This is a genomic window from Hymenobacter baengnokdamensis, from assembly GCF_008728635.1.
Classification (GTDB): Bacteria; Bacteroidota; Bacteroidia; order Cytophagales; family Hymenobacteraceae; genus Hymenobacter; species Hymenobacter baengnokdamensis.
Genome location: NZ_CP044285.1, coordinates 3,534,752 through 3,547,470 on the forward strand (window position 1 = coordinate 3,534,752; position 12,719 = coordinate 3,547,470).

At 61.1% G+C, this 12,719-nt stretch carries 11 protein-coding genes; 3 read left to right on the plus strand and 8 right to left on the minus strand.

Annotation, left to right across the window (positions count from 1 at the left end):
• Window positions 1–39 precede the first annotated feature (39 nt).
• Window positions 40–1,491 carry a DNA/RNA non-specific endonuclease gene (locus tag F6X24_RS15125; RefSeq protein WP_151088817.1) on the plus strand — a complete coding sequence of 484 codons (1,452 nt, stop codon included), beginning with the start codon at window positions 40–42 and terminating at the stop codon, window positions 1,489–1,491.
• Here F6X24_RS15125 and F6X24_RS15130 read toward each other — a convergent pair.
• The 7 genes from F6X24_RS15130 to rsmA all read right to left on the minus strand — a co-directional run bounded on the left by F6X24_RS15130 (window position 1,488) and on the right by rsmA (window position 8,278).
• Window positions 1,488–2,330 carry an alpha/beta hydrolase gene (locus tag F6X24_RS15130; RefSeq protein WP_151088818.1) on the minus strand — a complete coding sequence of 281 codons (843 nt, stop codon included), beginning with the start codon at window positions 2,328–2,330 and terminating at the stop codon, window positions 1,488–1,490. The two genes, F6X24_RS15125 and F6X24_RS15130, sit on opposite strands and share 4 nt — an antisense overlap.
• Before the next feature lie 100 nt (window positions 2,331–2,430).
• Complete coding sequence (locus F6X24_RS15135) at window positions 2,431–4,074, minus strand: M28 family peptidase (protein WP_151088819.1); 1,644 nt, start codon at window positions 4,072–4,074, stop codon at window positions 2,431–2,433.
• Window positions 4,075–4,141: 67 nt separating this feature from the next.
• Window positions 4,142–4,975: a nuclease A inhibitor family protein gene (locus F6X24_RS19350; RefSeq protein ID WP_151088820.1), complete on the minus strand. Its 834-nt coding sequence runs from the start codon at window positions 4,973–4,975 to the stop codon at window positions 4,142–4,144.
• A 312-nt stretch (window positions 4,976–5,287) separates the two neighbouring features.
• Window positions 5,288–5,761, minus strand: a complete 474-nt coding sequence (gene greA, locus F6X24_RS15145; RefSeq protein WP_151088821.1) for a transcription elongation factor GreA — start codon at window positions 5,759–5,761, stop codon at window positions 5,288–5,290.
• Window positions 5,762–5,908: 147 nt separating this feature from the next.
• The gene (locus tag F6X24_RS15150) at window positions 5,909–6,844 is read right to left on the minus strand and encodes an NAD(P)-dependent oxidoreductase (RefSeq protein ID WP_151088822.1); all 936 of its coding nucleotides are present in this window, start codon (window positions 6,842–6,844) and stop codon (window positions 5,909–5,911) included.
• A 12-nt stretch (window positions 6,845–6,856) separates the two neighbouring features.
• Complete coding sequence (locus tag F6X24_RS15155) at window positions 6,857–7,459, minus strand: hypothetical protein (RefSeq protein ID WP_151088823.1); 603 nt, start codon at window positions 7,457–7,459, stop codon at window positions 6,857–6,859.
• A 27-nt stretch (window positions 7,460–7,486) separates the two neighbouring features.
• On the minus strand, window positions 7,487–8,278 hold the full coding sequence (rsmA, locus tag F6X24_RS15160) for a 16S rRNA (adenine(1518)-N(6)/adenine(1519)-N(6))-dimethyltransferase RsmA (RefSeq protein WP_151088824.1): 792 nt from the start codon (window positions 8,276–8,278) through the stop codon (window positions 7,487–7,489).
• 301 nt (window positions 8,279–8,579) lie between these two features.
• Between rsmA and F6X24_RS15165 the strand changes: the two genes are divergently transcribed.
• A complete protein-coding gene (locus tag F6X24_RS15165) occupies window positions 8,580–9,281 on the plus strand; it encodes a hypothetical protein (protein ID WP_151088825.1) in 702 nt (233 codons plus the stop codon).
• Here the strand turns inward: F6X24_RS15165 and F6X24_RS15170 are convergent.
• The gene (locus F6X24_RS15170; RefSeq protein ID WP_229725135.1) at window positions 9,278–10,939 is read right to left on the minus strand and encodes a M1 family metallopeptidase; all 1,662 of its coding nucleotides are present in this window, start codon (window positions 10,937–10,939) and stop codon (window positions 9,278–9,280) included. The two genes, F6X24_RS15165 and F6X24_RS15170, sit on opposite strands and share 4 nt — an antisense overlap.
• A gap of 120 nt (window positions 10,940–11,059) precedes the next feature.
• Between F6X24_RS15170 and F6X24_RS15175 the strand changes: the two genes are divergently transcribed.
• Window positions 11,060–12,517, plus strand: coding sequence for a leucyl aminopeptidase family protein (locus F6X24_RS15175; protein WP_151088826.1), 1,458 nt, complete (start codon window positions 11,060–11,062; stop codon window positions 12,515–12,517).
• Window positions 12,518–12,719 lie beyond the last annotated feature (202 nt).

Here is a 12,719-nt window from a genome sequence, read left to right on the forward strand (position 1 = left end):
TTCTCGTTTTCTTGCGCTGGCGCCTGCTACTTTCGTGCTATGCGTTTTTACACTTTATTGGTGCTGCCGGCCCTGTTGGCGGGCACCCAGCCGGCGGCCGTCACTTCCACTCCTTCTACCAGCCGCCAGGTGCCGGCCGGCGCCTTCCCCGAAACCTTCGAAACCGGCAGCAAAGGCGCCTACGAAACTGCGGACGTGGCGCTGAGCACCGGCCCCTGGCTGTTTACCAACGCCCTGATTGGCAGCACCGAGCAAGACCATAAGACGGGCGCCCATGCGGCCCGCCTGCGCGCCGGTGGTAAGCTGACGATGCAGTTCGACGCTCCGGCCGGCATCCGTAAAATCACCATCCTGTCGGCCGCCTACGGCCAGGATGGCCCCAGCACCTGGGAGCTGTGGGTGAGCCGCGACCACGGCCGCACCTGGCAGCGCAACGGCCTGCCCCAGACGGCCGTCGGCCCCACGCTGCTGGCGGCTACCTTCGCCGGCCTGGCCAACGAGCCGCTGCGGCTGGAAATCCGCAAGACCGACGCGGGCAAGAGCCGGCTCAACCTGGATGACATCAGCCTCGAAACGACCAGCGGGCCGGTGACGGCCGCCCCGGCCAGTCGCCCGGCCCCGGCTTCGCCGGCCGACGACTATTTCAAAAACCGAAACAACCCGGCCGCGCCGGCCAACCCCACAGCGGCCCGGCCCGTACGCCAGTCCCCAATCCCCGGCACGGCCACCGACAACGACAACCTGCTGCTCGGCAACCCCAGCGGCGCCACCTCGGACCCGGCAAATACCACCAATTACCTATATATCCACCCCCAATACGTAACGGGCTATAACGCCCAGCGGGGCACGCCCATCTGGACGAGCTGGCACGTGGGGCGTACCGATATTACCAAAAACTTCCCGCGCCAGAACGACTTCCGGGCCGACCCCGGCCTGCCCCGGCAATTCTACGCCGTATCGCCGCAGAGCTACAGCGGCTCGGGCTTCGACAAGGGTCACAATTGCCCCAGCGGCGACCGCACGGCTACGCTCGACGATAACTCGGCCACCTTCCTGATGAGCAACATGGTGCCCCAGGCCCCGCAAAACAACCAGCAAACCTGGGCGCACTTGGAAGAATACACCCGCGCCCAGGTCGAAAACGGCCAAGAAGCCTACGTGATAATGGGCAGCTACGGCCGCGGCGGCACCGGCAAAAACGGCCCCGCCCAAACGCTCGACCAGGGCCGGGTAACCGTGCCCGCCCACATCTGGAAAGTGGTGGTCTTCCTGCCCGAAGGCAGCAACGACATCCAACGCATCATCGCCGGCCAGGCCCGCGTGGTAGCCATCGACACGCCCAACGACAACAGCATTGCCCCGCAGTGGAACCAGTACCTGACCTCGGTCGATGCCATTGAAGCCGCCTCGGGCCTCGATATTCTGAGCGCGCTGCCGGCCGCTACGCAGGCCCAGCTGCAAAAGGTGGTGGACAGCGGCCGGGCGCGCTAGCCTTTTTGAGCGGTAGGCTGGGCGGCCAGCAGGCGGCGCAACGCTTCCAGACAGCGCGGGGCTGTGTCATCTTCCACAAACGCTCCCATCGACTGCTGGTGGTCGCCGGGCACGGGCAGCACCTCGCGCCGCTGCCGGCGGCTAGCAGCCTGCGCAACAGTCATGGTATCGGCTAGGGTCGTGGCCTTGTCGTCGGTGCCGGTGATGAACAGCCAGGGGCACTTCACCTTTGACGCTACGCGGCTGTAGGCGGCATCAGCGGGCAGAATAATGGGGCGCTCAGGGCGAATGCGCTGGTAGTAGCTCACCACGTTTTGGGGGTTAGCCGGGTAGGCCACGGTCACCAAAAAATCGCAGCGAGTGGTAGCCGCCGCTTCCGAGCCCACCAGCGAACCCATCGAGAAGCCCATAAGCCCCACGCGCTGGCCGGGGCTGCGCCGCCGGGCCTCGGTCAGGGCTGCGCGCGTGTCGGTGGCAAACTCGGGGTAATAAAGGTAATTTTGGTTGATGGTGAAGGCGTCACTGTGCCCAAAGCCACGGTAGTCGAAGAGTAGCACCCGGTAGCCGGCCCCGGCCAACGAGGCCGCCGTGTAGATATTGGAAGCCATGTTACCCATGTCGCCACCGGCCACTACTACGGTGGTGTGCTGGGTGGGTACGCCGGCCGTGGGCTCAATCAGCCAGGCGGCCAGATGCACTTGGTCGGGCGTAGTGAGGGTTAGGTCCTGGTATTTCAAGCCCAGCGTGTCGGGTCGGGCCCAGTACTTAGCAAAAGGCTTGATAGCGAAAGCTGGCCCGGCGGCCAGCAGAGCGAGGCAAAAGAGTAAGACGCGGACCATACGACTGGAGCTAAAAAGCGAAAAGCCAGTGCATGATGCACTGGCTTTTCTATAGACCTCTGCTTACCAGAAGCGTTGCATAACCTAAATGAGATAGACTTTACCTCCCAAACCGCGCGCCAAAAAAATCTCCCTTGTTCCAGCTTGGCCGCGCATCGGCCTGCGCCACTTGGTGGCCAATGAGGAAGTTGAGCCGGGCGTACTGCGCGCCGGCCGCCCAGTCGAAGGTGCCGCCCTCGAAGTTGTCCTGGGGCTTGTGGTAGGTCAGGGCGCGCCACTTCTGCACGGTTTCGCTGAGGTTGTTTTTGCCATCGGCCGTGCGGTTGCCGTATTTGATGTGCAGGGCTGGGATACCCTGCACCACGAAGCTGTACTGGTCGCTGCGGATAAAGCGGTTTTGCGTCGGCTCGGGGTCGGGCTCGATGGACAGCTTCAGGTAATCGGCGGCCGCCCGCACGGGCTGCATCAGCGACGAATGGTCGGCGCCCAGCGGCACCACGCTCAGCAGCGGCGCGATAATAGTGGGCATGTCGGTATTGATGTCGGCCACCAGCGCTGATTTTGGCACCGTCGGGAATTTGGCAAAATACGTTGACCCAATCAGGCCCATCTCCTCGCCCGTTACCAGCACGAAGAGCACCGAGCGCCTGGGCTTGGTTTTGAGGCTGGCGTAGAGCTTGCTGATTTCGAGCACGCTGGCTACGCCGGTGGCATTGTCGTGCGCGCCATTGAAAATCGAGTCGCCGTTGATGGGCGCGCCTACGCCCAGGTGGTCGAGGTGGGCACTGTGCACCACGTACTCGTTCTTCAGCTTAGCATCCGAGCCCGGGATTTTACCCACCACGTTGTAGCTGTCTACGTCCTGGTAGCGGCTGCGGTAGCGGGCGCTCAGGCGGCCGGGCAATACCAGAGAGGCCACCTTGCCACCACGCAAAGCACTCAAGGTCTGCGCCGTGTCGTGAGCCGCGCCGGCAAATAGCTGCTGCAAGGTGGCCGGACTGATACTACCCACCAGCTGCGCCGAGCCGGGCGCGTAGCTACGCGATACGCCTACCTGGCCATCGGGCGAAAGCGCGCTCACGAGGCCTTTTGGGAACTCGGGCAGCCGGGCTTCGGCGTGGGCGGCGGCCAGCAGCACGCCCACCGCGCCGTGGCGAGCGGCCGTTTCGAGCACCGTACGCAGGTCGGTGAAGTACTGGCGCTCGTTGTCGGCAAATTGCCGGGGCATCTGACGCGTGATAACCACCACTTTGCCCTTCGCATCGAGGCCCGCGTAGTCATCATACTTCAGCTCGGGGGCCGAGATACCGTAGCCCGCAAACACCAGTGGCGCATTGGCTACGCTTACTTCGGCCTGGCCCGGATTGGGATACAGGGTCATGGCCGCACCATAGGCCAGTGGCTGTGCCGCGCCGGTGGCCGGCTGAAAGCTGAGCGTTGCGCCCGCCTCTACGAAGGCCCGGCGCAGGCGCACGGTCTGGGTGTAGCCGCCTTTATCGCCGGCCGGGAGCACGCCGTTCTGCTTAAGCTGGCTCACCACGTAGTCTACGGCCAGCTGGTAGCCGGGCGTGCCGGGCAGGCGGCCTCGCAGGCGGTCGTCGGCCAGGTAGCGCACGTGCGCTTCGAGGGCGGCGGGCTGCACGGTGGGCAGGGCCGCGATGGCAGCAGGGTCGATGCCCTGGGCAGCGGCCAGCCGGCTGGCAAGCAGGCTGGCGACCGCCAGGAGTTTAGTAGCTTGATGCATATCGAATTTTTTGCGGTGTTAAAGTGTCGGGTCTGGCCTTGAGCAGAAAGGCTTTTTCCCCTACCTGCTAGGTTTCCGTCAGCACCGTTTTGAAGCCGGCCAGGCGGCCGGCCGCATCGCGGCCCAGCGCGTAGGCGTGCACCTGCGGTCCGGAGCCGACCCGGTACACCTGCGTGCCGTCCAGTTCCTGTTTCAGGTATAGCTGCAAGGCTTTGAAGCGGTTGGCTATAGCTACATCGCCCGTCACGCCGTTGTCGGCGGTATGGTTGCGCAGAAACTCGGTTAGCTCCACTTGCTCCACTTTCGCGCCGGCTGGCTCGCCCACTACTTGCAGCAGCTTATCGACGGGCAGGTTGCCGGCCGGGGCAGCGTAGCTCACGGGCTCCAGCGGCGCATCCGATTCGCTGATGAAATTAAGGCCCTGCGTCAGCCTTTGCAGCTGAGCCAGGGTGGTATCGTCGGCGGCCGGTGCCGCCCCGGTAGCTGCCGCACCGAGTCCACTGCCGCCGTCCACCTTAGCCGCAATGGCGGCGGCCAGCGCCCGCATCCGGTCGTCGGCCACCTTTATTTTCGGGTTGGCGAAGTTCATATCCGCCACCTTGTTCAGCGGGATGAGGTGAATGTGCGCGTGCGGCACTTCCAGCCCAATCACGGCCACGCCGATGCGCTTGCAGGGCACGGCCGCCTGCACGCCCTTGGCCACGCGCTGCGCAAATACGTGCAGCGCCGCCAGCTCTTGCGGCGATAAATCGAATATATAGTCGATTTCTTTTTTCGGAATCACCAGCGTATGGCCTTCTACCAGCGGCGTGATATCAAGAAAGGCCAGGTGGTCGGCGTCTTCGGCGACCTTGTAGGCGGGCAGCTCGCCCGAAACGATGCGGGAGAAAATAGAGGCCATTTTTTAATGGTTAATGAAGCAATGGTCAATGGGTAATGACAAAGTAACTGCGCTGACCATTTCGAGAAGCAGTTCACAAAAAAAGCAGCGCCGGCGGCGCTGCTTTTTAAAGGCAATTAACCATTGACCAGTAATCAATTAACCATTAGACCTGTTCCTAAATCAGGAAAATCAAGAAAAACGTTGGTCATGCTGAGCTTGTCGAAGCATCCCTACCGAACGACACCCGACCGAAGCGGTAGAGATGCTTCGACAAGCTCAGCATGACGTTCTTTTGATTTTTTATTTATTTAGAAAAAACTATATTAACTACTAGCGCCCCACTTCCAGAATCTGAAACTGGAGCTTGCCGGCAGGCACCGTGATTTCGGCCAGGTCGCCGGCCGATTTACCCAGCAGGCCCTTGCCGATAGGCGATTTTACCGAGATTTTACCAGCTGCCAGGTTGGCCTCTTCCTCGGCTACCAGCAGGTAGTCGAGTATCATATTATTTTTAAGATTTTTCAGCTTCACTTTGCTCTGAATGAGCACCTTGCTGAAATCCATATTGGTTTCGTCCAGGATGCGGGCATTGCCCAGCACTTCTTCGAGCTTCGCTATTTTCAACTCAAGCAGGCCCTGGGCGTCTTTGGCGGCGTCGTACTCGGCGTTTTCGCTCAGGTCGCCTTTGTCGCGGGCTTCGCGCAGGTCTTCGGCGGCCTTGGCCCGGCCCCGGACTTTGAGGTCCTGGAGTTCGTCTTTCAGCTTTTGCAGGCCCTCGGCGGTGTAATAATTAATAGTAGCCATAAGTTTAGGACTGTTTTCGCGTGGCGGGTGGGTCAGGTAAAAAAGAAAGAGAACGGCTGGCACATCGGCCAGCCGTTCTCCCCTATTGGTAACGCAAAGATAGGGCAAAAAGTGGGAAAGCAAGGCGCCTGTCCCCGCAACCCCGCGCTACCGCAGCGCGGCGATTTTAGCTACCAGCACCTCATTGATGCGCTGATAGCTCTGGTGCGTCCAGCCACCAATATGAGGCGAGAGCACCACGTTGGGCGCCGTGCGCAGGTAGTCGAACGTAGCCTGCTGGGCGGGCGTGAGCGTAGCGAGCTTTTCGTTGTCTAGTACGTCGAGGGCGGCCCCACGCACCTGGCCGCTTTGCAGGCGCGCTACCAATGCCACCTGGTCCAGCACTTCGCCCCGCGCTGTGTTCATAAACCAGATGCGGTGCTGAAACCCGGCCAAGAATGTCTCATTCACAAACTGATGATTTGCTTCTGAGTAGGGAATGTGCAGGCTCAGCACCTCGGCCCGGGCTTGCAGCTCGGTCAGCGGCACCAGCTCGGCATTGCCGTCGCTGCCCACGGCCGGGTCAATATCGTGCGCCAGCACCGTGCAGCCGAAGCCGCGCAGGCGCCGGGCAAACGCCCGGCCCATGTGGCCATAGCCAAGCAGCCCCACCGTTTTGGTACCCAGCTCATCTCCCCGGTTGGCCTCGCGGTGCCACTCGCCGCGGCGCACTTCGGCATCGGCCGTGATGCTGTGGCGCAGCAGGGCCAGCAGCTGCCCGGTGGCAAACTCGCCTACCGCGTCGCGGTTGCCCTCGGGGGCATTCACCAGCGCTACGCCGGCCGCCGTCAGGGCTTCTTCGTCGATGTTATCGACGCCGGCCCCGGCGCGGGCCACGTAGCGCAGCTGCGGGCCGTGCGCCAACAGGTTGGCCGTGATGCGCATCTTGCTGCGCACCATGAGGCCCGTGTAGGGCCGGGCGGCCAGCGCGGCGGGTACGTCGGCCGGGGTGAGCTTGGGTTGGTAGTCGCCCTCGACGCCGATGCTCGTGAGCATGGGCAAAAGCGAGGGATGCATGTCGTCGATTATCAGGCAGAGGGACATATTGTAAAGAATCTACCGCGCCGGAGCGGTAGCAATAAACTCGTTGTTCAGCAGCATGGCTTGGACTGAGGTTGCTTCGCTCGTAGCAGTGAAGCCTTGGGCTGAATTAACACTAATAATGCGTAGTGGCAATGCGCCGTTAGTGGCTTTTAGTAAGGCGTACCAATAACCATTCGTGTCTTTACTAAATCCTTTCGGATTGACGCGCAAGCCAGCCGAGAAGTACACTATAGTTGAAACACCGCCTTGTATTAACTGTATTGCCTGGCAGGGGTAACCAAGCACCGTACTGGTAGTTGGTAATCGTCGAATTACTACCGGCAGCTTATGCCCCTCCGCATCGTGTTGCGCTACAGGCTTACCATCCTTGAAAAACTGATACACACTGTTTTTACCAGCATAAAGGTCTAGTAGCTGCTTATCGGCACCGTACGTTTTGTATTTGTCTCCTTGAATATAAAACCGGTTTTCTGGTCCCAGATTAGAGTGAATAGTATCGCCGGCTAGCGTTACAAATACATTGCGGTACACAATGCGCCCGCTAAACCAAGGGGTACTTATGACGGGCACACAGCCCAGCAGCAAAGGCACGATGGCCAGCAGAATTTTATTCACCGATAAGAACCGAATAGCAGCCAATATTTATTGCTTAACCGTTGCCACCAAATTCGTCAGCAGTACAAAATCGGCCACGCCTAATTGCTCGGCGCGCTTGTCGAAAATCTCGGCGGCCATTGTCTCCGCCGACATGCCCAGCGGCTTCAGGGCGTTGCGCAGCGTTTTGCGGCGGGTTGAAAACGCCTGCTTCACCACCCGGAAAAACAGCTTTTCATCGCAATCCAGCTTCTCTGTCTGGTTGCGGGTGAGGCGCACCACGGCCGACTCGACCTTGGGCGGTGGCACAAACACGTGAGCGGGCACCGTAAAGAGGTATTCGATATCGTAATAGGCCTGCAAGAGCACGCTCAGGATGCCGTAGGTTTTGGAGCCGGGCGGCTCGGCCAGGCGCTCGGCTACCTCCTTTTGCAGCATACCCACTACTTCGCGCACCTGCTGCCGGTTGGCCAGCACCTGAAAGAATATCTGGGTACTGATATTATAAGGAAAGTTGCCGATAATGGCCAGCGGCTCGTTTGGAAACAGCTCGGCCAGGTTTTGCTGCAAAAAATCGGTGGCGTAGATGCGCGGGGCCAGCGCCGGATAGTGCGCCGTGAGGTAGGCTACCGACTCGGTATCAATCTCCACCACGCTGGTCTGGTAGGCCTTGTTTTCTAGCAGATACTGCGTGAGTACGCCCATGCCGGGGCCGATTTCGAGCACCTCATGCACGCCCTCGGGCTGGCGCAGGCTTTCCACAATGCGGCGGGCAATATTGGGGTCGGCCAGAAAGTGCTGACCGAGGTGTTTTTTGGGGCGAACGGTATACTGAGCCACGGGTGCGATAGGCTGCGGCGACGGCGGCAGGGACCGGAAGCTACGCCCCACCCCTACTCTGGCCACCGCCAGGTGGGCAACTGCCTCCGGCCGACTAGCGGGAAGGTGGCCCAAATATCGGTACGCGGGCGGCAACAAGCGCTCGCAGGCCGGGCCCGCTGGACCTGGTTGCCGCAGCTCGGTACGAATGTGCCCTGCTATGCTTGTTAAAAGCGCTTTCTATTTCGCCTTGAAAAAGTTATTTCCCAGGCAGTAGCTTGCAGCATCACGGTCATAGTTTGCGTTTTTCAACTCCTACCTCATGCCTGATTCTGCTACCGTCCGGCCCGATGCGGCTGGCGCTGCTTCTGCCTCCCCTATCTGGCTTTATAACCGCCGCTATACCAAGCAGCTACGCGCCCGTGCCCTGAGCCACCTGGTGCCGGCACTGGTGTTAGTAGGAGGGGCCACAGCCGCAGTGGCCTCTCAGGAAGCGTTAACGCCGCTGCTGGGGCTGGAGTTTATTATCGGCGCTGCCTACCTGCTGCTGATGGCCCGCGAGCTGCTGCACCTCCGCCACGGCCACGGGCACCCCGAGCCAGTAGCCTGGCTGGAGCTGGCCGCGGCGGGCATTCTGGGCCTCGAAGGCTACCATATCGGGCACCGCCATCACCTGGCCGAGTTGGCGGGCGCCCCGCACCGAGCGCACATTCTGCCCTGGCTATACGCTGCGCTAGCCGCTCTTTACGTAGTGCTGGCCTTTGGGCTGGCGCGCGTAGGTAAGCGACGCTACCTACACCTGCATGCCGATGGCTTCAGCGTACGCACCCGCCTGCTGGGCAAGGAGCAGGCCGGGCGCTGGGCACATCTGGCCGCAGTTCAAGGCGTGGGGCCTGCTTTGGCAATATTCTCCTATACCAACGGCCAGCAGCAACAGCTGTCGTTCGAGCATCTGTACAACGGAGCTGAGCTGCGCAATCAACTGGTAGCTGAGGCCCAGCGCCAGCTTAGCCAAGCCGGCTAGTCCATCAGCACGCCCACGTAGTAGTTGAACGTATCGACCTCTACATTCTCCCTCGTGGCGCCGGGCAGAGCCAGCAGCTGCCACTTGGTAGTTGGCGTCACGAACTGATACTCGCCGCCCTTCACCCGCAGGCGCACCGGCAGGTCGAAACCGGGCACATTGGCTATCCAGCGCCCCAGCAGCTGGTTGTTCTCAACGCGCATTTCGAGTATCGGCAGGTTAGCGTATTGCAGATATTGGGCAAAAACAGGCCGAAAATCGTGGCCCGACTCGCGGTTGATGTACTGGATAATCTGCTGGCCGGTCACGGTCTGGTGATAAAACGTGCGCGAGATGCCGCGTAAAATGCTGTGCCACTTCGCATCGTCGTTGATAGCCGTGCGCACCATGTTGAGCAGGTTGCTGCCCTTGTCATACATATCGCCCGAGCCCTCCTTGTTCACGCCGTAGGGACCGATGATGGGGCCATCGTTCGAGATATTGCGGCGCTGACCGTGCAAATACGCCTGCCCCGCCTGCTTGCCAAACTGGCTTTCCACAAACAGCGCCTCCGAGTACGTGGTAAAGCTCTCGTGCACCCACATATCGGCGATATCCTTGCTGGTGATGTTGTTGCCAAACCACTCGTGGCCACTTTCGTGGATGATGATAAAGTCCCACTTCGTGCCCCAGCCCGTGGCCGAGCGGTCGCGGCCGAGGTAGCCGTTCTGGTACTTGTTGCCGTAGGCCACGGCGCTCTGGTGCTCCATGCCCAGGTGCGGCGCTTCTATTAGCTTATAGCCATCTTTATAGAAGGGATACGGCCCAAACCAGCTTTCCATGCTTTTGAGCATGGGCTTTACGTTGGCCGTAAACTGCGCTTTGGCTTTCTCCAGGTTTTCGGGCAGCACCCAATAGTCGAGCGTCAGCGCGCCATTCTCGCCCTGGTACGTGTCGCCAAAATGCACGTAGTTGCCCACGTTCAGCGCCACGTCGTAGTTGTTGATGGGGTTGGTTACGGCCCAGTCGTAGCGGGTGTAGCCGCCCGGCAGCCTGGCCGTGCCGCGCAGGCGGCCGTTCGATACATCCTTAAGACCTTTGGGCACCGATATGCTGATGAGCATGCTATCTACCTCATCGGCCTGCTGGTCTTTGGTGGGCCACCAGATGCTGGCGCCCACGCCCTGGCAGGCCGTGGCCACCCAGGGCTGGCCGGAGGCATCCTGGGTGAAGACCATGCCGCCGTCCCAGGGCGCTTTTTTGGCAATTATAGGAAAACCCGAATATTCTACCGTAAACTCGTCGCGGCTGCCCTGCCTGATTACTTCGGGAAAGGTCACAAACACCGCATTGGCTTCGCGGGTGAAGGGCACCGACCGGCCCTTGTACACCACTTTGCCGATTTCCAGATTAGCAAAAAGGTCGAATTGAAGCCGGGTAAAATCGCGCGTGGCCGTGAAGCGAAACAGGTTGGAGCCGCTGATAAACCTGCGGGCCACGTCGAGCTTCACATCGAGGTGGTAGTAGTTGATGTCGTAGCAGGTGCGGGCCGCCGGCTGGCCGCCGCGCAGCGAGTCGGCGCGGGTAAACGCTGTTTTGGGCTGCATGAGCTGGGCCGAGGCCAGCAGCGACGAGCCGAGCAATGGGAGCAGTAGACGCAGGGTTTTGCGAAGAATCATACCTGATGTAAAACGGCGTGGCACGCCGTTTCCGGCCGAGCCGCTGGTTTACTGACGAAACGAAGTGCCACCTCGTTTTACATACCTTCACGCCAAAGTTACGTCTCTCCTACCCCTACTATGTCCCTCACGCTTGCCCACGCCGCCACCGCGCCGGCCCACGCTACTCAGGTGTTCGTACTGCCTACCGGCGCTACTGCCCTCCCCCCGGCGGCCGGCACCGACCTGCCCGCCGAAGCCCGGCGCTACGTCGATGCCGCCCTCGTCGACGAGCAGAAGCTCGTGGCCCTCAATCATTTTTCGCATCAGCACTATTTTGTAGTGCTCGAAAAAAAGCGCACCCCCGACCTTACCCTCGAAGCCCTGCGCAAGGCCGGCCACCAGCTGCAAGCCGCGCTGAAAAAGGAAAAAACCAGCGAAGTATTTATTCATAACTTAAGTGAAAATCCGGAGGCCGCGCTCACGCTGGCGGAGGGCCTCTTCCTTTCGGCCTATCAGTTCGAAGGGTACAAGACCGACGAAAAGTCGCGTGAGGCCGCCCCACTCACGCAGCTTATGCTGGTAGGCGACGCCGCCACCGAAGCGCAGGTAACCACGCTGCAGCACGTGCTGGAAGGCGTAGCCTTCGCCCGCGACCTCGTCAACGCCCCGCTCAATAAGCTCAACGCCCAGCAGTTTGCCGAGCGCCTGGCCGAAGCCGGCGATGCGGCTGGCTACACCACCGACATCCTCGACATGGCCCGCATCGAGAGCCTGCGCATGGGCGGCCTGCTGGCCGTCAACCTGGGCTCGCCCGAGCCGCCCACTTTCAGCATTCTCGAATGGAAGCCCGAAGGCGCCCAAAACGAGAAGCCTTATGTGCTCGTCGGCAAAGGCGTGGTGTACGACACCGGCGGCCTCAGCCTCAAGCCCACGCCCAACAGCATGGACATGATGAAGTGCGACATGGCCGGCGGCGCGGCCGTGGGCGGCGTGCTGTATGCTCTGGCCAAAAACAACGTGCCGCTGCACGTTATCGGCCTGGTGCCGGCTACCGACAACCGCCCCGGCGGCCTCGCCTACGTGCCCGGCGACGTGCTCACCATGCACTCGGGCCTTACGGTGGAGGTTAAAAACACCGACGCCGAAGGCCGCCTGCTGCTGGCCGACGCGCTCAGCTTTGCCAAAAAATACCACCCCGAATTAGTCATTGACCTGGCCACCCTCACCGGGGCGGCCGTGCGCGCCATCGGCACCGAAGCAGCCGCCGTGATGGGCACCGCTGAGGCCGATACTACGGCCCAGCTGCTGGCCGCCGCGCACCGCGTGCACGAGCGCCTGGTCGAGTTTCCACTCTGGGACGACTACGCCGACCACATGAAATCCGATATTGCCGACCTGAGTAACCTCGGCAAAGCTGAAGCCGGCCACATCTCGGCCGCCAAGTTCCTGGAGCGCTTCATCGAAGGCACGCCCTGGCTGCACCTCGATATTGCCGGCCCGGCCTTCCTCACCGCGCCCGACTCGTATCGGGGCAAGGGCGGCACCGGCACCGGCGTGCGCCTGCTCTATGAGTTTCTGACCAGGCAGCTTGCGTAATAAGCCGTACAAAAAAATGGGTTTCCTTCGTGTAGGCTTGCAGTCTCTGACCAAGCAGCCCGTTTAATAAGCCGGTAGTTCACTAAACCGTCTGTCATGTCGAGCTTGCCGAAGCATCCCGCGTGCAGCACTAACCTCAATCGTTCGACGATGCGGGCGAGATGCTTCGGCAAGCTCAGCATGACAGACGATTCGGAGCACC

Coding starts and splice junctions, on each gene's coding strand:
- F6X24_RS15125 (WP_151088817.1), top strand. CDS start 40: ATGCGTTTTTACACTTTATTGGTGCTGCCGGCCCTGTTGGCGGGCACC.
- F6X24_RS15130 (WP_151088818.1), bottom strand. CDS start 2,330: ATGGTCCGCGTCTTACTCTTTTGCCTCGCTCTGCTGGCCGCCGGGCCA.
- F6X24_RS19350 (WP_151088820.1), bottom strand. CDS start 4,975: ATGGCCTCTATTTTCTCCCGCATCGTTTCGGGCGAGCTGCCCGCCTAC.
- F6X24_RS15175 (WP_151088826.1), top strand. CDS start 11,060: ATGTCCCTCACGCTTGCCCACGCCGCCACCGCGCCGGCCCACGCTACT.
- F6X24_RS15170 (WP_229725135.1), bottom strand. CDS start 10,939: ATGATTCTTCGCAAAACCCTGCGTCTACTGCTCCCATTGCTCGGCTCG.
- F6X24_RS15135 (WP_151088819.1), bottom strand. CDS start 4,074: ATGCATCAAGCTACTAAACTCCTGGCGGTCGCCAGCCTGCTTGCCAGC.
- F6X24_RS15150 (WP_151088822.1), bottom strand. CDS start 6,844: ATGTCCCTCTGCCTGATAATCGACGACATGCATCCCTCGCTTTTGCCC.
- greA (WP_151088821.1), bottom strand. CDS start 5,761: ATGGCTACTATTAATTATTACACCGCCGAGGGCCTGCAAAAGCTGAAA.
- F6X24_RS15165 (WP_151088825.1), top strand. CDS start 8,580: ATGCCTGATTCTGCTACCGTCCGGCCCGATGCGGCTGGCGCTGCTTCT.